The 20,830-nt window shown below is 40.5% G+C and carries 20 protein-coding genes; 13 read left to right on the top strand and 7 right to left on the bottom strand.

Annotated features, from left to right (window positions below; all coding sequences use genetic code 11):
- Window positions 1-52 precede the first annotated feature (52 nt).
- Entirely contained in the window at window positions 53-973 is a 921-nt protein-coding gene (locus tag CWB80_RS19215; protein WP_054551855.1) for an alpha/beta fold hydrolase, read from the top strand.
- Between the two features lie 43 nt (window positions 974-1,016).
- The gene (locus CWB80_RS19210; protein ID WP_138599910.1) at window positions 1,017-1,712 is read left to right on the top strand and encodes an ATP-dependent Clp protease proteolytic subunit; all 696 of its coding nucleotides are present in this window, start codon (window positions 1,017-1,019) and stop codon (window positions 1,710-1,712) included.
- Here the strand turns inward: CWB80_RS19210 and CWB80_RS19205 are convergent.
- The 4 genes from CWB80_RS19205 to CWB80_RS19190 form a co-directional block, all read right to left on the bottom strand.
- Window positions 1,709-2,785, bottom strand: coding sequence for a hypothetical protein (locus tag CWB80_RS19205; RefSeq protein ID WP_138599909.1), 1,077 nt, complete (start codon window positions 2,783-2,785; stop codon window positions 1,709-1,711). The two genes, CWB80_RS19210 and CWB80_RS19205, sit on opposite strands and share 4 nt — an antisense overlap.
- A gap of 142 nt (window positions 2,786-2,927) precedes the next feature.
- Window positions 2,928-4,295, bottom strand: a complete 1,368-nt coding sequence (locus CWB80_RS19200) for an alkaline phosphatase PhoX (RefSeq protein ID WP_138599908.1) — start codon at window positions 4,293-4,295, stop codon at window positions 2,928-2,930.
- 112 nt (window positions 4,296-4,407) lie between these two features.
- Complete coding sequence (locus CWB80_RS19195; RefSeq protein WP_054551859.1) at window positions 4,408-5,061, bottom strand: hypothetical protein; 654 nt, start codon at window positions 5,059-5,061, stop codon at window positions 4,408-4,410.
- A gap of 15 nt (window positions 5,062-5,076) precedes the next feature.
- Window positions 5,077-5,889, bottom strand: a complete 813-nt coding sequence (locus CWB80_RS19190; RefSeq protein WP_138599907.1) for a MipA/OmpV family protein — start codon at window positions 5,887-5,889, stop codon at window positions 5,077-5,079.
- Between the two features lie 404 nt (window positions 5,890-6,293).
- Here CWB80_RS19190 and CWB80_RS19185 point away from each other — a divergent pair, with 404 nt between their 5' ends.
- The 9 genes from CWB80_RS19185 to CWB80_RS19145 all read left to right on the top strand — a co-directional run bounded on the left by CWB80_RS19185 (window position 6,294) and on the right by CWB80_RS19145 (window position 16,523).
- Window positions 6,294-7,190: a sensor histidine kinase gene (locus CWB80_RS19185; protein ID WP_171041559.1), complete on the top strand. Its 897-nt coding sequence runs from the start codon at window positions 6,294-6,296 to the stop codon at window positions 7,188-7,190.
- 3 nt (window positions 7,191-7,193) lie between these two features.
- Window positions 7,194-7,829 (top strand): response regulator, encoded by a 636-nt coding sequence (locus CWB80_RS19180; protein ID WP_138599905.1) that lies wholly within the window; start codon window positions 7,194-7,196, stop codon window positions 7,827-7,829.
- 88 nt (window positions 7,830-7,917) lie between these two features.
- A complete protein-coding gene (locus CWB80_RS19175; protein WP_138599904.1) occupies window positions 7,918-8,388 on the top strand; it encodes a DUF4920 domain-containing protein in 471 nt (156 codons plus the stop codon).
- Complete coding sequence (locus tag CWB80_RS19170; protein WP_138599903.1) at window positions 8,381-8,950, top strand: PepSY-associated TM helix domain-containing protein; 570 nt, start codon at window positions 8,381-8,383, stop codon at window positions 8,948-8,950. Before CWB80_RS19175 ends, CWB80_RS19170 begins: the two co-directional genes overlap by 8 nt.
- Window positions 8,951-9,414: 464 nt before the next feature.
- Window positions 9,415-10,959: a pyridoxal phosphate-dependent decarboxylase family protein gene (locus CWB80_RS19165; protein ID WP_212751207.1), complete on the top strand. Its 1,545-nt coding sequence runs from the start codon at window positions 9,415-9,417 to the stop codon at window positions 10,957-10,959.
- Window positions 10,952-12,244: a lysine N(6)-hydroxylase/L-ornithine N(5)-oxygenase family protein gene (locus CWB80_RS19160; RefSeq protein ID WP_138599902.1), complete on the top strand. Its 1,293-nt coding sequence runs from the start codon at window positions 10,952-10,954 to the stop codon at window positions 12,242-12,244. Before CWB80_RS19165 ends, CWB80_RS19160 begins: the two co-directional genes overlap by 8 nt.
- Complete coding sequence (locus CWB80_RS19155) at window positions 12,241-13,428, top strand: MFS transporter (protein WP_138599901.1); 1,188 nt, start codon at window positions 12,241-12,243, stop codon at window positions 13,426-13,428. The genes CWB80_RS19160 and CWB80_RS19155 overlap by 4 nt, the downstream gene beginning before the upstream one ends.
- 19 nt (window positions 13,429-13,447) lie before the next feature.
- Window positions 13,448-15,847, top strand: a complete 2,400-nt coding sequence (locus tag CWB80_RS19150) for a GNAT family N-acetyltransferase (protein ID WP_138599900.1) — start codon at window positions 13,448-13,450, stop codon at window positions 15,845-15,847.
- Window positions 15,822-16,523 (top strand): (2Fe-2S)-binding protein, encoded by a 702-nt coding sequence (locus tag CWB80_RS19145; RefSeq protein WP_171041558.1) that lies wholly within the window; start codon window positions 15,822-15,824, stop codon window positions 16,521-16,523. The genes CWB80_RS19150 and CWB80_RS19145 overlap by 26 nt, the downstream gene beginning before the upstream one ends.
- Before the next feature lie 46 nt (window positions 16,524-16,569).
- On the opposite strand, the gene CWB80_RS19140 is transcribed toward CWB80_RS19145, so the two are convergent.
- Window positions 16,570-17,019: an Lrp/AsnC family transcriptional regulator gene (locus CWB80_RS19140; RefSeq protein WP_138599898.1), complete on the bottom strand. Its 450-nt coding sequence runs from the start codon at window positions 17,017-17,019 to the stop codon at window positions 16,570-16,572.
- A gap of 99 nt (window positions 17,020-17,118) precedes the next feature.
- On the opposite strand from CWB80_RS19140, the gene CWB80_RS19135 reads away from it, so the two are divergent.
- Window positions 17,119-17,709 (top strand): LysE family translocator, encoded by a 591-nt coding sequence (locus tag CWB80_RS19135; protein WP_138599897.1) that lies wholly within the window; start codon window positions 17,119-17,121, stop codon window positions 17,707-17,709.
- A 59-nt stretch (window positions 17,710-17,768) separates the two neighbouring features.
- On the opposite strand, the gene CWB80_RS19130 is transcribed toward CWB80_RS19135, so the two are convergent.
- Both CWB80_RS19130 and CWB80_RS19125 read right to left on the bottom strand, forming a co-directional pair.
- A complete protein-coding gene (locus CWB80_RS19130; protein ID WP_138599896.1) occupies window positions 17,769-18,950 on the bottom strand; it encodes a hypothetical protein in 1,182 nt (393 codons plus the stop codon).
- A 254-nt stretch (window positions 18,951-19,204) separates the two neighbouring features.
- Window positions 19,205-19,876 carry a penicillin-insensitive murein endopeptidase gene (locus CWB80_RS19125; RefSeq protein WP_138599895.1) on the bottom strand — a complete coding sequence of 224 codons (672 nt, stop codon included), beginning with the start codon at window positions 19,874-19,876 and terminating at the stop codon, window positions 19,205-19,207.
- 177 nt (window positions 19,877-20,053) lie between these two features.
- Here CWB80_RS19125 and CWB80_RS19120 point away from each other — a divergent pair, with 177 nt between their 5' ends.
- Window positions 20,054-20,797, top strand: a complete 744-nt coding sequence (locus CWB80_RS19120; RefSeq protein ID WP_138599894.1) for a hypothetical protein — start codon at window positions 20,054-20,056, stop codon at window positions 20,795-20,797.
- The last annotated feature ends 33 nt before the right edge of the window (window positions 20,798-20,830 follow it).

Here is a 20,830-nt window from a genome sequence, read left to right as displayed (position 1 = left end):
CCAACTTCACACATTAAGCTGATGGTACCTGCGTAAGCCTATTTGTCAGTCTATGGAACATATCCTTACAGCCAGCGGTATCTGTATTAGTTATCAAGATGAAGGCGATAAAAATGCGCCGGTGATCATCTTAATTATTGGCTTAGGTGCTCAATTTACCGTTTGGCCAGAGTCGCTATATTTTGGCTTGGTCGAAAAAGGCTTTCGGGTTATTCGTTTTGATAATCGTGATGCAGGGCTATCCTCATCGTTAGATGAGTTAGGCAAGCCGAGTCTAGTAAAGCATTGGCTTAGCCGCCGATTACCCATTCGCGCAAAGCTGCCCTATTCGCTCGATGACATGGCTCGCGATGTAAAAGAATTAATGGATGCACTGGCTATCAAAAAAGCGCACTTAGTGGGGGCGTCGATGGGTGGCATGATTGCGCAAATTGCCGCGGCAAAGTATAAAAAACGTGTACTGAGCTTAACTTCAATTATGTCGAGTAGCTCGCCGTTATCGTTTTCGGGTTCAAACATTAACCTGTTGGTAAAGCTCGCAAAAATACGCCCCCGAAGCAGTAATAAAGAAGCCGCTATTGACTACAATGTTAGGCTCAACCAACTCATTGGCAGCCCAGCCTACCCACAAGATGAACACGCTTTATACGCCAACGCTGAACGCTATATTGAGCGGGCCCACACAAATCAAACAGGCTTTAAACGTCAGCTTGCAGCCATTGCCGCAACGCCTTATCGCGAGCAATTACTAAAAAAGATTAAAGCGCCCACGTTAGTAATTCACGGCAGTGCTGATCCTGTTATGCCGCTGTCTGCGGGTATCAACACCGCCCTGTTAATAAAGCGCAGTAAGTTAAGAGTCGTGCCCGGAATGGGCCATGATTTTCCGCCCGCTTTAATGAAAAAAATGACTAAGTGGATAGCTAAACATGCCGCTAAAGTCAGCGCCAAAAAAGCCGCTAAAAAACCCTAAAAGCATGATAGAATTATCATATAATTTATAAGGTTAGCGTTTTATGTTACGTGTATTTTTTAGTCTATTTTTAATCATCCCTTGGTTAAGCTTTGCCGGTGTGTCACTGAGCGAGCAGCGCATTATTTATCAAGGCGAAATTAATGCCAAAAACAATCAACATGTTGCACAGCTTTTGGCTGAGCAGCAAAACATAAACAGCATACAAATCACCAGTGGTGGCGGAAACATTGATTTAGGTATGGATCTCGCCGAATTGATTTTGGCGCATAATTTAAAAGTTCATGTAAAACAATTTTGCTTTTCGTCGTGTGCTAATTACGTATTACTTGCAGGAAACCCTACCACCATAGCTAAGAACGCCATTGTCGGTTGGCACGGCGATGCCGCTTCAGCTCGCTGGCGAGATAGCGATATTGATGCCATGGTAAGCCATTTAAAAGAGCCAGAAAAAACAACCAAGTGGCAGGCTTTGCGCACTCAATACGATGAAATAATCGCAAAAGCCATGGCTCGTGAAAAAGCCTTTTATGCAAAACGCGGAGTTAATCATGACTTGCTAACGATTGGTTTATCTAAAGAGCTAAAACGTGCAGCTGTGGCACAAAAAGCCAGAGGCTGGAGCTACTCAAAAAAAGCACTCAATACACTGAATGTGAGTAATATTGAGTTTGCAGATTGGCAGCCCCGCTCAGCAAAGAACTTTCCGTTACTAATAATTAGTGACCTTGGGGATTAGCTTTTGTAATCACGGATATAACGGTAATCAAATTCGGTGTCATCTAGAATGTCGCAATAATCACGAAAATCATTACTCTGCATTTGCTGAATATCGATGATCACCGACTGCTCTGTTACGAGTTTTTTAAAGCTTTGCAATAGCGTACGTCCTTGCTTTGCATCTATATGGCAACCGAATTGATAAATGTCATATAGCCGAGCGAACTGATCACCGCTCTGCCTTGAGCTTGCCATGAGTGCTTCACCACGCTCAAAAGCAAGCATTCTTCCCAGAATAAATTGCGCTCTAGGTTCATTTTTATGTTCAACGAGATAACGTAAAATAGTTTCTGATTTAAATGTATCTTGTGGAAAATTCCCCTGATAAACGCCTCGCTCATCAAAGTAACGACCCGAATAGTAGGCAAAAGCATAGCTAAATGCTTTTTTGTCAGACAAGGTTGCAAGAAACTCATCATCTGTTGGAATATGTTTTGCTCTAAACTTAGCTGCTTGATGTTGCTCTTGCTCCACCTGTTTTTCAACAAACAAATACTGCTGGTGAGCAAATGCACCAACGGCGCCTGCAAAACTCAAACATGATGTAGCAATTAGGGTACTCGGTAATACTACCAACCAATGATTTTTAATTTTTTTATACCCTGCCAGCTCCCCCGATTCATACACCTCAGCAAATAACTTATGGTCAATAAATGGAATGCTTTTACGTGCAATAAATGCTGCTGACCAACAGCCAAGTGCAAATAACAAAGCATAAATTGATAAAGACAATGTACCGCTGATCAAAACCTCTGAACTGAGCGCAACAGCGATTACAGATAGGTATGCAATAAGTGAAATAACTGAAAAGATACGATCATAGCCACGCCCATGAATACGAACGGCTAGGCCAACGAGTACGCCGCTAATCACTAACATTACTGGCCCAATAGCACTTTTAATTGAAAATACTGTGATCCATAAAATAATGATTGGGATACTCCAGCACGCTACGCCGATTGCGGCTGCAAGTGGACTTTGCTTAACTAGTTTTGCTTTAACTTGCTCTCGACTCTGCTCAGTAACAGACATATCAACTCCGTTTTCGTTTTATTATTATTTTCCTGTGAAACAAAGTGATTCTAACTAGAACAGCTGATTATAAAAAGAGGAACATAAATTTTCGTGATACAAAATAAGCCACCTCGCAGTGGCTATTTAAAATAGACTTTAATTAAACACTAAATTGATGCCATGGGCCTGTTATAGCAAGTGTTTTTGAAGGTGAGTAAACGTTCACAAACAAAGTGCTACCATCGGGTGAAAAACAGGCACCAGCCAGCTCGGTTTGCGCCACTAAGCGGGCAAAATTATAAACTTGGCCTTGGGGTGTCACACCACGAAGATGATTATCAACCACATCGGTGTATTGGTCTTCACAAACAATTAAGTGACCATTAGGTGACACGGTTAGGTTATCGCCAAAGTTGTAGAGAGTTTTGCTAGTACTTTCTACAAACAACGAGATCTTACCAGGTTGCTGTGCTTCTTTATCTGTGCCCTCAAATTCTGATGGCTGATATTTCATAACCTGACCAAGTTGTTTTTTACCACCATTGGTACAGCAAAAATAAAGCTCTTTATCACCCCAGTGAATACCTTCACCGCGAGCAAACAATGCTGCACCTTGTTTGTAGCCGCGTAGGCGTAGGTCGTCTTTCGGGCTTTCAGGGTTATCTAGATTGACCCACTCAACCTCAAGCTCTTGATGTAGCCCCATGGCTTTATTATTCCAGTTACGGCTATCGAATTGTGGCTTACCTTTTACCACCATAGCTTGTAATTGCCCGCCTTTATGCAGCTTGCCATATTCATTTGGAATAAAACGATAAAAGACGCTATCACCTTTATCTTCAGTTAAATAAACAATGCCCGTACGCGGATCAACGGCAGCCGCTTCGTGGTTAAATCGACCCATGGCTTTTAATGGCTCAGGTTTAATTAAGCCTTTACTATTTGCGGGTACTTCAAAAATATAACCATGATCTTGGTTAAATCCATCGGCTTTGGTATCTGTGGTTTCTTCGCACGTAAGCCAGGTGCCCCATGGCGTAATACCGCCAGAACAGTTACGAATAGTGCCGACCAATGACAAGTATTCTTGCTCTTTTTGATGGGTTTTTAAGTTATAAACGATATGACTTGTGCCACCCGGTAACGCCACACCGTCACTGTTAGTATCAAAAGCCAGGGGCGTTTTATGGTTGGCAATACTTGCTTCAGCTTTCGCTAAATCTTTTGGTTTGAGCTCATGGTTTCGCACTAATGCAACGCGGTCATTACCAAGCGCTAGACAGCCCATGCCATCAGCTTTGTCCGGTACTGTAAACCCATCAGACATTTTCTCACCTAGGCTTGAAACTACTTGATAACTAAAGCCCTCGGGTAAGTCGAGCAATTTATCTGGATCAGGAATTAACGGACCAAAGCCCACAGCCGTTGTTTTTAAATCACCTAACGACACTTTACCTATGGCACTTTTTGATAATCCTAAAAAGGCTAATGTGCCCGCCCCTACTAAAAATTCTCGACGTGAAACCATGCTAACTCCAAGCTCAAAACCAGCTTTATCATACAAATAAAAAAGGCATTATATAGCAATGAAACTATAAAAAGTTACATTATCACAATATTCACGAAATTGTCATAAAGCACTACTCTTTGATGATTGCTAGTTGCTCATTAGGTAGCAGCACAATTAAGTAACCACGCTGCTCTAAGTTACAAAAATCAAATTCAAAACCGGCAATTTGTAAGTCACTAGCGCAATGAGTTAACGGTATATAAGCTGTTGCTGTTGCTTCAGTTAATTCACTATTAGCAAGTTTATAGCTGTAGTTCGTATTGCCGATAAAACTAACCAGCCTAACCACAGGGTAATCACCACTATCTACAGCCTCAGTGCGTGCTAAAAAAGCCAGTTTCAGCGTTTCGCCATCCATATAAATGATCACATAATTAGCTATATCACTAACAACCCACTTTTGTAGATGAGCTTTTATTTCAGCATCATAAAAAGCTGCAAAGCCAACCTTTCCGACCACAGAACGCTTAAAGTTAAGCTTTTCAAAACCACCGTAGCCATCGATTGATTGTTGGAAGTTCTGCTCCTTATAAATTGCGCTTGTTGGTGTGTTGTTTCGTAGGTTCATCATATAAAAATCAACCGGGTACTCGCTAAAGTTATAAACATAATAGTCACTTTCATAGACACCTTGGTATAAATCGTCTTCGTCAAACACTTCCTCTTCAGCGCTATTGCAACCAGTTAGTAAGAGTAAAATGCATAATCTCAGTAGATAATTCATTGCTCATCCCTTTTTCTAAAAACGATAATTTATAGTTGCAGCGAATTGCTGCTTGGCAGTTTCTCCCACGAGCGGGCTTTTTTTGATAGTTGAGTCAAGTTGCTCATACCGCAAGCTCGTAAAAACAGACCACTGCTCATTAAAAACATAAGTCAGGTTTAGCGAGGTAAATGGGTTAAGGGCTGCACTTGGCTGATATTCATATCTGCCAAACTCAGGGGCGATATTGCCATTAGCTATGCCATACAGGTATTGAGTGTATTTTTTATCTTGCCAATAAAAACCGAGATCAGCACTTAGCTGTAACCCTAATCCTTGGCCATAAATCGGTAGGTTATAGCGGGCAAGAAACGTAAGTCCATCGGAGTGATTCGAAATATCTTGCGCTAAACGAACAAAAAGCTGTTTATATTGCAGCTGAGTTCTGAAGGTTAGCTCACCTTTGCCGTCTTTATAGTCAGTGAAAACCTCATCATCCGACAACTCATCACTAAAGATTAAACTGCTATCGTAGGTTTCATCTCGGAGACTAAGCCCCATTGACGCTTCAAATTCTGCGCCTTGTAAAAAGGCATATTGCACTAAGCCATATTTAGGCCCTATGCGCCAGTTGCCTTTTCGGGCGTTGAAGTATGGCAAGACCATGGTTTGAATATCGTGATCTCGCCATGCTGTATCAATAGCCAATTGTGCAGCACCGACCTCCATTTGCCATTGCTGTGATTGCTCATCGGCCTTGGCATCATCAACAAATAATGCTGCTAAACAATAAGTTGCAATCAACAGATAAGAAAAAAGACTATTTCGCAGAAATTCATGTTTGGTCATGATAATGTCCCTATATTGGTGTTTTAATGCAGTTTAACGCCTCACCATTAGGACTGACTTGCTGCAAATGTCACATATTTAATCGTGACATTTGTCATATACATAAACGAATAATTGCGGATTAAACTAAGCGTATGAACAAACTCTTGCAAACGTTGATACATCGAAGCGATTTTATACTCTCAGCAATCACCTGGGGGTTTGTGTTTATTTATACTCTGCACGCTTGGTCGCAAAGAGCAGAGTCGGCGCAGCTAAGTTTTAGTACAATAAATACGTTTTTGATCAGTGTGTTATTTATAAGCATTTTTGCTTTTTTAATTTATTTTGAGTTTTTCAGATCACGATTTAAGCACTATCAAACCCGTATTTTGAACTTCACTATCGCTAATGTTGTGCTATTGATGTGGCTATTTAATATTGGCTTTGTTGCAATTCTATTGATCATCTTCTTAGTTAAATTCAGCGATTACGAGCCAAACAAAGCCAGCCTCTATTTACTCATTTGCCTGCCCTTTTTGATGGCGCTGACGCTTCACTATGGCTTTGATAAGCAATTTGTATTGCTCAACGGGTTGGCTTTCACTTTATACAATAGCTTTGCCTATCGCTTTGCTACTCGGCTTATTTCTGAGCGTAAAGCCAAAGATCAAGCAGCCCATTTATTACGTGAATTGAAAGCAACTCAAGCGCTTTTAAACGACACCGCAACTCGCGATGAACGTATTCGTATTGCCAGAGATTTACATGATACCCTTGGCCACCACCTTACAGGACTCAGTATTCACTTAGAAGTCGCCAATCACTGTGCTAATCATGAAGCACCAAAACACATAACTAAAGCACAGCAAATTACCCGCTTGTTATTAAATGATGTGCGTGACTCTGTCTCGTCAATGCGAGAAAACCAAACCATTGATTTACATGCATCGCTTAATTCACTGTGCAGCCATGTTACAGGCTTAAATGTCACACTCAATTACGATGAAAATATAAAAATAAGTGATACGTTATTGGCACAAACGTTATTTCATACTGTGCAAGAAGCGATTACGAATTGTATTAAACACAGTGATGCGACCGAGCTGTCGGTAAGCTTAGACCTCCAAGCTGATTCAGTGCATCTCACTATTTATGATAACGGCGGCGAAATGCCCAAGCTGAACTTAGGCAATGGCTTAACAGGCATGCAAGAGCGCTTAGCTTTAGTGCGAGGGGCAATCGAGTTTGAACAAAATAATAATGGGTTTGCGATTGCTGCAACGTTACCTCATAAACTTAATCCACATACTTTGGCGTAAAAAATGATTAGGGTATTACTCGTTGATGACCAAACATTATTAAGAGAAGGCTTAAAAAGCTTACTCGCCCTTAAAGCAAGTATTCAAGTCGTGGCTGAGGCTGACAATGGCCAAACGGCTCTTGAGATGCTCAAGCAACATTCTATTGATGTTGTACTCCTTGATATTCGCATGCCTATTCTAGACGGTATTGGCGTACTGAAAAGTATGCAAGCACAACAGCTGAGGCAACCAGTACTGGTACTCACGACCTTTGATGATAGTGAACAAGTGCTAGAATGTATTCGCTATGGCGCTAAGGGTTATGCGTTAAAAGATATTAATTTAGAGCGCTTGGTCAGCGCCATCGAAACACTTGCTAAAGGTGGCTCAGCGCTAGCTCCTGCGATCACCGAGCGAATTTTGAATAAGCCCACTAAAACAACCGATACTTCTTTAGCAACTCCTGATAAATTAAGTAAAAGCGAGCTTAGAGTGCTCAATTTAATCGCTGTAGGCTATTCAAATAGTGAAATCGCCGAGGCACTTTATAAGTCTGAAGGGACTATCCGTAATCAAGTGTCTTTTATTCTCAGAAAGCTAGATGTACGTGATAGAACCCGTGCAGCATTAAAAGCAATTGATCTAGGTTTGATATAATTACAAATCATTTTTAATCTCATTAAGCTTTTATCATACAAGTAAATCGCTTAAACTAAGGCTTAATTTTTTTAAAGAAGCAACCGCTATGTTCCTAAAATCAAAAACATTTATTGCATTTTCATTGGCGCTTTTAAGCTTTAGCCAACACGCCTTTAGCTTACAATTTGGCAATCAAGTCGACAGTGACAAACTCATTAAAATTTCGACGGTTATGGCCTCACCAGACGATTACCTTGCAAGTCCAATTACCGTGGAAGGGACTATCACTGGGGTTTGCGAAAAACGTGGTTGCTGGATGACGCTCGCATCAGACAAACGCTTTGAAAACTTACGTATCAAAGTTGAAGATGGCGACATGGTATTCCCGATGACGGCTAAAGGCAGTAAAGCTATCGTAACTGGTAAGCTCGATAAAATTCAGCTTAGCCTTGGCCGCAGTAAAGCGCTACTTGCTCACAAAGCGCAGCAAGCTGGCGAAAGCTTTGATGCAAACTCTGTGACTGAAGCAATGGCTATTTATCAGCTCGTCCCGAGCGGAGTTGAAATAATTGAGTAACAAACGAGGTATCAACTGGTTTAAGTTAAACAGAAACTTGCACCGCGATATTGGTTACTTTTGTGTTGGTTTAGTGATTATTTTTGCGTTGTCAGGCATTGCAGTGAACCACAAAGATGATTGGAACCCAAACTACAAAGTAAGCCACCAGCAAATCACTGTGAGCGATGAAACTTGGCAATTAGATAATGACGAGTTGCTGATTGAGCAAATTATCTCCCATGCTGATGTAAGCGAGCCGGTAAAGGCCTCTTATTGGGTTTCGCCGCAAGAGTTTAAGGTGTTTTTAAAAAACGGTAACAACCTCAGCCTTAAACTCAATCAAGATGTCATAAACTATGAAGCCATTGAGCCTCGTCATGTATTTCAAGCATTTAACCGCTTACACTTAAACGAGACAAACGAATCGTGGGTGATTTTTTCTGATATTTTTGCAGGGCTGCTGCTGTTTTTAGCGATCAGCGGCTTGTTTATGATCAAAGGTAAAAATAGCCCATGGGGCAGCCGCTCAGTTTTAGTCATTAGCGGTATGCTACTCCCCGCTGCTTATGTGTTTTTATAAGCTAAAGTTCCCTGTTGCCATTCTCGCAAAGAGCGATGGCAACTTTTTTAATTAATTTAATCCTCACCTACTTTGTAACACAGTCTTTCTTAAAATAACTATTCGCAGAACCCTCCCTTTGCTTACGCATTTTATAGCAGCTCAAAGTGTGTTTACTTAGCTCTTAAAACCTCTCACCTACCTATTATTGTTTTTTTAAATGATGGCTTTATTGCTTTTATTTGTGAGCATTTTCATCGAAAAAGCAAAAAATGCTGTCAAATAGAACCTGAAAAAGGGACTAACTTAGTCATAATTTATGACTAAATGGCAATTATTTATTACTAGATAAATTTAAAAACAAAACACTTTCAACTTATTAAAGGTAATTAAATTGTAAAGTAAATTAATGATTTATTATTATTGATATTGATAATCACTATCATTACGATCCCGATTCAAATTAACCAAGAAGGAATTGAGTCGTGAATCAATTAGCCCCCGTGCTTAATGCTCATTCATCAATAAACGTTGATGAACAGCCCCATGCGTTTATTTTTAACGAAAATAATTTACTCAAATATGAGATGGCTTCAATGCAAACACTGTCGCTTATCCATCAAGCGCTGCGTTCTGCAAAACAAGTTCATTCTGGCGTCTGCCACAAAGAGCTCAGTAAACAAATAGCCAGAGTAGAACTAAATCAACCTCTCAATAACGTTGAGCAAGCGCTAAATGAAGTAAAATCGTTGTATTTAGATCATGCTGTCTATTTTCATCATCCAAAGTATGTTGCCCATCTAAACTGCCCCGTTGCTTACCCTGCGGTGATAGCCGAACAGTTATTAACTGCTATAAATTCTTCGTTAGACACCTGGGACCAAAGTGCTGGCGGGACGCTCATTGAGCAAAAGATAATTGACTGGAGTATCGAACGCATTGGCTTAAGTGCTACTGCCGATGGCATATTCACAAGTGGCGGCAGTCAATCAAATTTAATGGCATTGTTACTTGCTAGAGACCATGCAGCAGAGCGCTTATCAGGGCACCTTATTCGCGATTTTGGTTTAGGCCCAGATGCTCATCGCTACCGTATTTTTTGCTCTGAAGTCAGCCATTTTAGTATTCAAAAGTCAGCCGCTTTACTGGGCCTTGGCTATAACGCGGTTGTTCCGGTTACAGTTGATAAAGAGTTTAAAATGGACCTAGCCGCACTTGATACAGCTATTGATGAATGTAAAGCACAAGGCAATATTCCTATAGCGCTTGTTGCCACCGCAGGCACAACTGACTTTGGTTCAATAGACCCTATCGATAAGCTAAAAACGCGGTGCAAAGCTGATAATTTATGGCTTCATGTCGATGCAGCTTATGGCTGTGGACTACTTGCCGCTGATGATCACCGTCACTTACTCAATGGCATTGAACTGGCTGACTCGGTGACGTTAGATTACCACAAATCATTCTTACAACCTGTCAGCAGCAGTGCATTTATTGTTGCTGATAAAAAACAATTTAAACATTTAACTCATCATGCTGATTATTTAAATCCGTTTAACGACAACCCGCAAGCAGCGCCAAACCTTGTTGATAAAAGCATTCAAACGACTCGCCGTTTTGATGCCTTAAAACTTTGGCTAACTTTACGCATTATGGGCCACGAACAGATTGGCAAAGTGTTTTCTTCTGTTATGGCATTAGCCCGTAGTAGTTATGTGGCACTCAAACAAGACCCTGAATTTGAGCTAATTCACCAACCTGAACTGAGCACCTTAGTGTTTCGCTTTAACGATAAAAACCTCAGTGATGAGCAATTAAACCTGCTTAATTATCAAATTAAAGATGAGCTATTCAAACAAGGTGAGTGTGCCATTGCTCGCACCAAATTTAGAGGTATCAACTACTTAAAGTTCACGCTACTTAATCCAAACACACAGATTGAAGACATTAAAAGTATTGCAGCTGATATTAAAGCCTGCGCCTACAGCATCAAGGCACGCCTAAAAGTTGAGGAAACTAGCCATGAATAAAGTATACGATTTAATTGCCGTGGGTCTTGGTCCGTTCAACCTCAGTTTGGCATGTTTAGCGGAGCCAATTGAAACACTTGATTCGTTATTTTTAGAACAACGTGATGAATTTAATTGGCATCCAGGGCTGATGCTCGATGGCGTTACATTACAAACACCGTTTATGTCGGATTTAGTCACATTGGCAGATCCAACCAATCCATACAGCTTTTTAAACTATGCGAAGCAACAAGGTAAGCTGTATCAGTTTTATATTCGAGAAAGTTTCTTTTTACTGCGCGAGCAATACAACCAGTATTGCCAGTGGGCAGCAAGCCAATTAAGTAACATACAGTTTGGCCATAAAGTCATTCATAGCCAGTTTGATCACACTAAGCAGCTCTATGTACTCACTGTCGAATCAGCAAAGCAAACTAAAACGCTTTATTGTCGTCACTTGGTACTGGGCACAGGTCCCTCACCTTATTACCCACCCGCTGTTCAGGCAGAAGATACACAGCTCTGCCATGCCACTGAATATCTGTATAAACGGGATGAGTTAGTAAATAGTAAGAGCATTACTGTGATTGGCTCAGGGCAAAGTGCTGCTGAAGTATTTTATGATTTGTTGTGTGACATTAAACAGCATAACTACCAACTCAATTGGGTAACGCGAGCGCCGCGTTTCTTTCCTCTTGAGTACACGAAACTCACGCTTGAAATGACTTCTCCTGAGTATGTTGATTACTTTTATAACCTAGAACAGACCACCAAACAGGAGTTACTAGCCAAGCAACGTAATTTATACAAAGGCATCAACTCAGAGTTAATTAATCAGATTTATGATCAGCTCTATCAACTTGATATTCAAGGTGTGAACCGCGCAAGGTTATTGACCAACAGCGAGCTCATTAAAAAACAAGGCAGTAAGTTAGTTTTTAGACACAGTGAACAGCAGGCTGAATTTAGCTTACATAGTAATCACGTCATCATGGCTACGGGCTTTAGTTATCAGCTACCCGATTTTCTAAGTGGCTTAATGAGCGAAATAAATTGGCTAGATAACGGGTGCTTTGCTGTTGAGCGGAATTACAGTATCGACAAGCAACAACGGCTATTTGTACAAAATGCTGAGCTGCACAGTCATGGTTTTGTAACGCCAGATCTGGGCATGGCCTGCTATCGAAACAGCCATATTTTGCGCTCAATTTTAGGTTATGCCCCCTACCCTGTTGAAACACAAATTGCCTTTCAAGAGTTTGGTTTACCCGATGTTGTCAACGAAAAACAGAAGCAAATAGCATGAAACAACCCGCATTAAAATCAAGCTTGGTGCTGCTGACGATTATTTCTGTTGTTTGCGACACCATGATTTTGCCCTTTTACCCGCAGTTTTTTAGTGCCCAATTTGGTTTGCAATCAAGTAATCACATTGGTGCCTATATCGCTGTTTGCTGCATCACTGTGATGTGTGCTTTTCCTGTATGGGCGAAAATAGCGCAGCACGTGCACGAGCTGTATTTATGGGTGATCACCCAGATAATGGCTGGGCTATTGGGAGTTGCGTGCTTTTACAGCGAAAACGTTTGGAGCTTTTGGCTGTTATCACAGCTGATGCTGGTATTTAAAGCAAGTTACCTGCTTATTTACCCCTTTGTTCTAAGTATCGAAGAAAAACAACAGCACCTCGGTGTCGTTGCTTTATTTAGTGTGCTTTTACACTTTGGTGGTATTGGCGGTGCTTTATTAGGTGGCTTAATCATTCAAAGTATTGAGCCGCGCTTTTTATATTTAGTGATGGCTGCGGGCGACTGCTTACAGGTTATGCTCTGCTTGTATTTAATTTACTTATTAAAAGTAAGCTACAAGCCACGGGAATTAACCGCATCATCAGTAAAACGAAAGCGTTTCCCTGGCTACATTATTCGCTTAGGGGTTATATCTATGGGCGTGTACTTCAGCATGTTCTTAGCAACGCCATACTTTACGCTACTTTGGCAACAAGTAAGTGATTTCAGCAATGCACTGTTAGCTGGCGCTGTGTTTGCTATCCCTGCTTGGGTTGCACTTGTCATTTTGATTACAACCAAAAACAAACCTGCAACCAATCAACACAGTAAAACAATCGCCTATGCACTTGTATTAAGCAGTATCGGCCTATTTATACAACTTAGCTCACACTGGCAATGGCTTGTGTTCGGCCGTGTTGTATTTGCTATTGGGCTATTTTTACTGACCGTGCGTCTGCAAGTCATGTTGTTTGCAATGAGCGAACCACGCTTTTACTCAAGCGATTTTGCCAAGCTTCATTTTATGCAAAATATCGGCGTCATCTGCGCCTCATTTTTAGCGGGAGATTTAGTCTCTCGCTTTGAACTAAACACCCCATTACTGACAGGCTCTGTTGGCTTTGCCATCACTTTATGTTTGTTTTATCTGCTTTTTTTACGCAACAAACATACCTCAACAGACCCTATTCACAGTTATTAATTTTTAAGAGAACACGACTATGAAAAATATTACTGAAACTCATATTAAGCACGCTTTGCTTGGTGATGTAAAAATCAGAACATTAAACCCTGAACACGATCTAACGACGATTACCCCTTGGCTTAAACATCCCCAAGCTCAATTTTGGGGAGCAATGGAACATTCTCCCGAAGAGATTTTAGAATTTTATACAACACTCAATAAAGATGAGGCTCAACAAGCCTATTTGCTTGAAATAAACCAAACACCGATTGCTTTAATTGAGATTTACAAACCACACATACTAAAACTTGAGAACCACCTAGCGCTTAAAAACGGCGATTTAGGCATGCATATTTTACTCGCTCCAAAGCAGTTCTCTGTGGCAGGATTTAGTCTTGCTGTTATGCAGTCGGTGTTAGAGTTTATGTTTAATACCCTCGCCTGTGAGCGAGTGATTGTGGAGCCAGATGTAGCCAATCATAAAATTCATCGTCTTAACTTAAAGGCAGGTTTCAGCCATCATAAAGTTATCAAATTGGGTGAGAAAACCGCATTACTTGGTAGTTTAGAAAAAGATCATTTTAATTACTTACAGCACCTTTCGTCTCGCTTCGACACTTCACAGCAAGGGCCATCAGTGCAACAAACCACGCCCTCTAGCAGTACTTCTCACCTAGACCAACAGGCTTGGCAATACGCAAACCGTTTACTGATTGCCAAAATGCTCAGTGAGTTTTATCACGAACGACTGTTTAGCTACGACAGTGAAAAATCTAACCATTACGTGTTGCATACCATGGGTGGGCAAAGCTATCAGTTTAAAGGTGAATCAATGCTGCTTAATCACCTACAAGTTGAGCCAAGTAGCATTACTAAAATGGCGCTTGATCACAGTCAACCATTAGATGCTATTGCCTTTGTGCTTGAGTGTAATGACAAGTTAAACATAGATAAATCAATGCTTGGCACTTATCTCGAAGAACTCGCGAGCACACTCAGTGGCTTTGCATTTAAATTTAAAAATAATCGCTATAGCGCCCAGCAATTAGCAGACGCAGATTTTCAAGTGATCGAAACCCAAATGACTATGGGTCACCCAAGCTTTATTGCCAACAATGGCCGCATTGGTTTTAACTCACAAGATTTTCACCAATATACGCCGGAAGCCGCAAACCCATTTCAAATTATATGGCTTGCGTGTCACAAACAGCATACCACCTTTAAAAGTACCCATGATTATAAATACGAAAGCTTGATTGCCGATGAGCTTGATTTAGCTGAGCGTTTACGCTTTGAAAAAGCACTGACTGAGCAAGGTTTAAGGCCAAGTGACTATCTGTTATTTCCTATGCATCCATGGCAGTGGTTTAACAAATTAGTCCATGTTTATAGCTATCACATCTCGCAAAAACATATTGTGTGTTTAGGCTACTCGCAAGATAGTTATTTACCACAGCAATCAATTCGTACCCTGTATAACATCAGCAAACCACACAAATGCTATGTTAAAACCGCTCTATCGATTTTAAATATGGGCTTTATGCGGGGTTTATCGAGTGCCTATATGAAAGTAACACCGGCAATAAATCAATGGTTGTTCGACTTAGTAAACCAAGATAGCTATTTAAAATCTCTGAAGTTTCAACCTTTAAGAGAAGTCGCAACCCTTGGCTTTGATGAGCAGTATTACACTCATCCAGCGCTTGGCGATAACCCTTATAAGAAAATGATGGCGGCTCTTTGGCGTGAAAATCCTGCTCAATATATGGACGAGAATGAAAGCCTTGCCACTATGGCAAGTCTGCTTCATATCGATAGCGAAGGCCGTTCATTTGTAAGTGCTAAAATTGCCAAATCGGGGCTTAGTGCTGATAAGTGGCTAGCCCACTACTTACAGGCTTATATGACACCATTGCTACATTGTTTTTACCAGTATGATTTAGTCTTTATGCCACATGGTGAAAACCTCATCATTCGATTTAACAATCATGTTCCGGTAGGGGTATTCATTAAAGACATTGGTGAAGAAATTGCCTTATTAAATAGTAATATCAAACTGAATGATGAAATAAAGCGGATTAAGGTAACCATTCCAGAAGGCGTTGCCGTGTTGTCTATTTTTACTGACATTTTCGATTGCTTCTTCCGCTACCTTTCGGCAATTTTAGTAACTGATGGCCTTTTGACCGAACAACAATTTTGGCAAGCCGTCGCCGATACAATTGTTCAGTATCAGGCGAGCCACCCAGCGCTAAAAGACAAGTTTGCTGAGCATGATTTATTTGCTGAGTCATTCCCATTGTCATGCTTAAACCGCTTACAGCTGCGTAATAATCAACAAATGGTTGATATTACCGACCCAGCTTCAAGCTTGCAGTATGCAGGTGATTTACAAAACCCATTGGCGCAATATGCACTTGCAAACACAACAGCATAATAAGCTTGAGTTAGCCTTACGTCAGCAGTGCTCACTGCTGACGTTCTTAACTCCAACAATTGATGAACAATGGTTTAGCAGTCAATGTTTAACTAGCAAGCAATTAACCGATTTAGCTAACGCTATAAAATTAAGAGGAGCAAATGTTACTGAGGGATATGTCGCAATCAATCTCTACTTACAACTGAACTGGCAAGTTATTTACTTATTAGTAGCCTGTGTAGAGCAGCTTGGTTGCATTCCTGATCTGGTCAATATTAAGCAGCGGGTAACAGGCTCACATATTTATGGTTTGGCTAATTTAAGTATCATGGCTCAACAAGACTCTTTTAATAATGCAGATTTGATTGAACTGGCAGCCAATCATTTATTTGACCACCAGCAAGCTTGGTATAATAACGTGCCATTGCAATACAGGCTAAATAAAGGATTATTAAAACGTTTACAAAGTGATACTTTCCACGCAGCGTTAATCGCTTGCTGGCCAGACAAATCGATAAAATTTATAGCAAAGCGTTTTCAACCATGGCAAAAGCTATGTGGTAAACATCGCTTCCATGATCAAAACAATAAGCTGACATTTATGCGTAAAACCTGCTGCTTACACTACCAACTTGTAGCCGCTGATTATTGCGCTAACTGCCCGTTAAACAAAAAAGGCACTAGCGCTTGCTAATGCCTTTTTCCAAACGTTTTCTATATGAAAGCTCTAGACCTATTTACTAAGCGCGTTCATCCTTCGGCGATTCCATCACTACATGAGTTGTAATGGTTCGTACTTGTGGGATTGAGCCAAGTACATCAGCATGAAATGCTTTATAGGACTTGAGATCCGACGTCTCAACTCTCAGCAAATATTCAAACGAGCCAGTTACATTGTGGCACTCTTTTACTTCATCAATAAACTCAAGAGCGTGTTCGAATGCTCGCTGAGAGACGGTTGAGTGCTCATTTAAACCAACCCCAACATAAGCGATAAACCCAAGGCCAACAGCCTGATTATTAATAACCGCCCGATACCCCGCAATAACCCCAAGCTTTTCTAGCTCTTGCACTCTACGAAGGCATGCCGATGGCGATAAACCCACTTTATCTGCCAGCTCGGCATTGGCAATTCGGCCATTGCGTTTAAGCTCATGCAATATTCTGTCGTTAATTTTATCTTTTTTCATTTTTCATTGTGAACTTTAAATTTACACAACAACATTAAGCGCAAAAATTGCGTGCATTACAACTTATAATTGCATCTTAATTCAAATGGAGAGATAGCGATGAGTTTCGAAATTTTAACAGCCTTGGCATTATTTGCTTTGGTATCATCAATTACCCCTGGGCCAAATAACTTAATGTTGATGAGCTCAGGTGCTAACTTTGGCTTTAAAAGAACCACACCACACTTACTTGGCGTAACGTTTGGCTTTATGTTGATGTTAGTTTTAGTCGGCCTTGGCATCATGCAGCTATTTGACTTGTTTCCACCAAGCTATTTGATATTGAAAGTATTTTGCATTGCTTACTTGCTCTATCTGGCGTTTAAAATTGCCACAACTAACGCACAACAAAAAGCCAGTAGTGAAAGTAAGCCGTTTACTTTTATTCAGGCTGCACTATTTCAATGGGTGAACCCAAAAGCGTGGGCAATGGCATTAAGCGCGGTTAGTTTATATGCCCCAGATAAAAACCTCACCTCAGTGTTAATCGTAAGCCTTGTATTTGGTTTAATTAACCTGCCTTGTGTCAGCTCGTGGACTCTACTTGGCGAAAAGCTACAACACTGGCTTGCCAGCCCAAAGCGCTTAAAAGCATTTAACTACCTAATGGCAATACTGTTAATCGCTTCAGTGATGTTTAGTTTGTTTTAAATAATTATTAAGATTGAAATACCAATTCACTTGATTAAGTGAATTGGCTTGGATCTAAACTACATAAATTCAAACTGCTCAACAGTTGCGAGCTTTAATTTGTCTATATCTTTTTTGGCCGCTTTACAATGACGACGTAACTTTGAAGGAACATCTTTATCTGCAACAAGGCTTTTTAGCATAGCTTGATAACGCATCGTTTGTGCATTGGCAATAATTTTACAATAGTACGCGACACCATCTAGCATACGCCCATCGACAGTATATTTATTTTGCCAGAGCTTATTCGCTAATGCGTCTAGGTATTGCTCTTTATAAACACCGATATTATAAAATTTCTTACCAAGGATTTGAGTTTCGGTACCATCAGCTTGGTTCACTACATCAACAAACTGATAATGCTCTTGGCTATTAACATTATAAGTTAACTTTGAGTAAAACTGCCCATCTGCAGGTGACTTAACCATTTGAACACTGCCAAGATCTGTGAAATGAAATATTTGTATTTCAGGCTTGTTATTAAAAAAGCCTTTTTCAATATAACGAATATGATCAGGCTCACCTAACTTCTTAGTAATAGCTTCTGCGCTTAGCCCCTGCTCAAGAAAAAACAATGGGTTATCAAATGACTCTGTTGTGATATCAACCTGCTTTTTAATAGTCGCTTGCGTTTTTGGCGGCTCGGGAAGTACAACTTTACCCTTAACTAATTTGGCGATTACAGCTGTACTCTTATCAGGATCACCTTTTAAAACAACAGCATCAGATACTTGCTCACCAGCGCTATTTGTAAGCCAAACAGACGAAAAGTCACTACTCAAATATCCCTTTACTAGATAGCTTTGTCCTGCTTCTGGAATAAAAGATACATCACCTGTAACAATGTAATTCGTTCCTGAATTAAACATATAGTTAATAGGTGCGGCATGATGGACCTGCGCTACTAGTGTTAGTGTCATTTCCTCTGCTGGTACTTTTCGGCTAAACCCCACTGGTGACAGAACCATACCTTGTCCATAAGTAGCTTGGTTTGTTGCCCTAATAGCGTTATTGACATCTTTACCATTCACTTTACTCAAGTAAAAGAAGCGACCTGTACTAGTTGCCATGGTTCTGAAGGTATCATCTATAGTTGCTGTTTCGCCCTGATATCCTTGAGGAACAGGGTTATAAGTTGTCATACAAGCAGATAAAGTTGATACAAAGAATAAAATAGCAAAGATTTGTATTAATTTTTTCATATTTTTAAATTCTATATTTAATAGTAAATTCTAAATTAAAATGCTTAAGCTATGTGCATAGTGAGGCTTTAAGCATATTAAATACAAACAGAGGCATGATTCTATTTTTCTTAAAGAAAACGTGAGGAACTTACTTAAAAGTGGCACAAGTTGAAACATCCATGTTTTGCGCAACGTACTTTATCAGCTTTCAGCTGCTTGTTCACTAAAACCGTATAATCTAATTAACAATTCTAACCGTAATAAATTGAAGACTATTTTTCACACGGCACTAAAAAGTCGACATGGTAATGCTCATCATGTCGCACCCAGGATGGTTTAGTCGAAAACTGAATATGCTCTTTTAAATAATCGGCATACTTGGTTTTATAAAGCCCAGCTTGCAGGCTTGGGGCAAAGATCACGCGCCAAAGATCGTAACCTTTTGCTGTTGCCGATTTATGTAGCTCAACAATATGAGCTGCTAAAGCGGTGTAATCAACCTTAAACTGTTCAAACTGGCCTTGTTTATCAAATTCAATATCGTAGCCAAAACGATTAAACACATGTGTAGGCAAATGAACTGATTGCCCCTTTTCGTTAACAACCGGCGTCATAAAATCAACCGACAAGCCATTTTGATGGGTTTTATGCGGGCTAAATTTCCCGCCATTTTCTAAGCCCGTTTCAGCGTATTTGTATCGTTTATCAGGATGGGATTTCTGGAGCGCTTGGTAGGCATCAACAATGATGTTTTTTACCTGCGAATGAACATACGTACGCCCTGCCAGCTCTGCTATTTTGCTGTAACTGGTAAAGTTATCACCCTTGCTGGGTAGTTTTACTGCATTACGTACATAGCCATTGGCAATCGTTCCACCACAGACGCTATTAGCCAAAACCGATCCAGAGCAAAATAATAAGGCTAAAACTAAACATGTTTTCATTGCAGTAGCTTCTTTAAAAATTTAAAGCTTAGTGACCTATGAATGAACGAAAAGTGAAAACTCTGTCTAGCTTTCAATAAGTTAGCTAATTTGATTGAAAAAAGTAAAAACTTTTTGGAATAAACCTTTCACCCACTCGTTACCTCTATGTCAATTCGCAAAAAAGAGGACGAGACAATGACAAACTTCAAACAATCACTTATCGCAATCTGTGTCGTAACTGCAACAGGCTTTTCAGCGGCTTCATCAGCAGCTGACGTGCAACTATCAGTAGCATCTGAGCAGCAAACAGCAAATAATAGTCAAGTTTCGACTGATTCAAACCAAGCAACGTCGAATACGACACTGATACAATCAACTCAAGTGTCGGGCTCGGCAACAACACAAAATTCATCAGCTGGTGTGAATACTGAAAGCTCAAATAGCGGACAAGCAAATAATCAAACAACGCTTGAAAACGATGAGCAGCAGCCTGCGGAAACTATGCCCGAGCTTGGTTTAACAAACTCAGTATCAAGCGCTTCTCAAGCAGCCAATACCGTAGCGCTAGCAGGTGAGTCAATGCTGTCAACTGCGACAACTGCTGTTAGTAATGTGGCCGTCGCGAACACAAATTCGAACACAACTAACGCAATGCAAAATCAATTGACTCAGCAAACAGATGTATTAGCGTCTTTAGAGCCTAGTGAGCTAAGCTCTGCTGGTCTAAGTCAAGCCTCGCAAATCACTAATGACCTGCAATCATCACTGATTAGTAATGTACAACAAGCTGCAATGAGCTCTGTACAAAGTAGTGTTGAGCAAACCATTTCATCAACTGTTAGCAACAGCGTCAATCAACAAGTTGCTGAGCAAGTATCCGCAGCGACGACTACCGAAGTCGTTAATAACATTCAAAACAGCTTGAACTTAGGCCTTTAACCAATAGCGTGCCGGGTTATCCCCCGGCGCTCC

Source organism: Pseudoalteromonas sp. S1650, from assembly GCF_005887195.1.
In the GTDB taxonomy this organism is placed as follows: Bacteria; Pseudomonadota; Gammaproteobacteria; order Enterobacterales; family Alteromonadaceae; genus Pseudoalteromonas; species Pseudoalteromonas simplex.
The sequence above is the reverse complement of the archived record's forward strand: the minus strand, read 5'-3'. Positions and strand labels throughout refer to the sequence as shown.

What these genes read in the sequence shown, in the direction of transcription:
- CWB80_RS19215 (WP_054551855.1), top strand. Translation starts at nt 53, where the DNA reads ATGGAACATATCCTTACAGCCAGCGGTATCTGTATTAGTTATCAAGAT.
- CWB80_RS19210 (WP_138599910.1), top strand. Translation starts at nt 1,017, where the DNA reads ATGTTACGTGTATTTTTTAGTCTATTTTTAATCATCCCTTGGTTAAGC.
- CWB80_RS19205 (WP_138599909.1), bottom strand. Translation starts at nt 2,785, where the DNA reads ATGTCTGTTACTGAGCAGAGTCGAGAGCAAGTTAAAGCAAAACTAGTT.
- CWB80_RS19200 (WP_138599908.1), bottom strand. Translation starts at nt 4,295, where the DNA reads ATGGTTTCACGTCGAGAATTTTTAGTAGGGGCGGGCACATTAGCCTTT.
- CWB80_RS19195 (WP_054551859.1), bottom strand. Translation starts at nt 5,061, where the DNA reads ATGAATTATCTACTGAGATTATGCATTTTACTCTTACTAACTGGTTGC.
- CWB80_RS19190 (WP_138599907.1), bottom strand. Translation starts at nt 5,889, where the DNA reads ATGACCAAACATGAATTTCTGCGAAATAGTCTTTTTTCTTATCTGTTG.
- CWB80_RS19185 (WP_171041559.1), top strand. Translation starts at nt 6,294, where the DNA reads ATGTGGCTATTTAATATTGGCTTTGTTGCAATTCTATTGATCATCTTC.
- CWB80_RS19180 (WP_138599905.1), top strand. Translation starts at nt 7,194, where the DNA reads ATGATTAGGGTATTACTCGTTGATGACCAAACATTATTAAGAGAAGGC.
- CWB80_RS19175 (WP_138599904.1), top strand. Translation starts at nt 7,918, where the DNA reads ATGTTCCTAAAATCAAAAACATTTATTGCATTTTCATTGGCGCTTTTA.
- CWB80_RS19160 (WP_138599902.1), top strand. Translation starts at nt 10,952, where the DNA reads ATGAATAAAGTATACGATTTAATTGCCGTGGGTCTTGGTCCGTTCAAC.
- CWB80_RS19155 (WP_138599901.1), top strand. Translation starts at nt 12,241, where the DNA reads ATGAAACAACCCGCATTAAAATCAAGCTTGGTGCTGCTGACGATTATT.
- CWB80_RS19150 (WP_138599900.1), top strand. Translation starts at nt 13,448, where the DNA reads ATGAAAAATATTACTGAAACTCATATTAAGCACGCTTTGCTTGGTGAT.
- CWB80_RS19145 (WP_171041558.1), top strand. Translation starts at nt 15,822, where the DNA reads ATGCACTTGCAAACACAACAGCATAATAAGCTTGAGTTAGCCTTACGT.
- CWB80_RS19140 (WP_138599898.1), bottom strand. Translation starts at nt 17,019, where the DNA reads ATGAAAAAAGATAAAATTAACGACAGAATATTGCATGAGCTTAAACGC.
- CWB80_RS19135 (WP_138599897.1), top strand. Translation starts at nt 17,119, where the DNA reads ATGAGTTTCGAAATTTTAACAGCCTTGGCATTATTTGCTTTGGTATCA.
- CWB80_RS19130 (WP_138599896.1), bottom strand. Translation starts at nt 18,950, where the DNA reads ATGAAAAAATTAATACAAATCTTTGCTATTTTATTCTTTGTATCAACT.
- CWB80_RS19125 (WP_138599895.1), bottom strand. Translation starts at nt 19,876, where the DNA reads ATGAAAACATGTTTAGTTTTAGCCTTATTATTTTGCTCTGGATCGGTT.
- CWB80_RS19120 (WP_138599894.1), top strand. Translation starts at nt 20,054, where the DNA reads ATGACAAACTTCAAACAATCACTTATCGCAATCTGTGTCGTAACTGCA.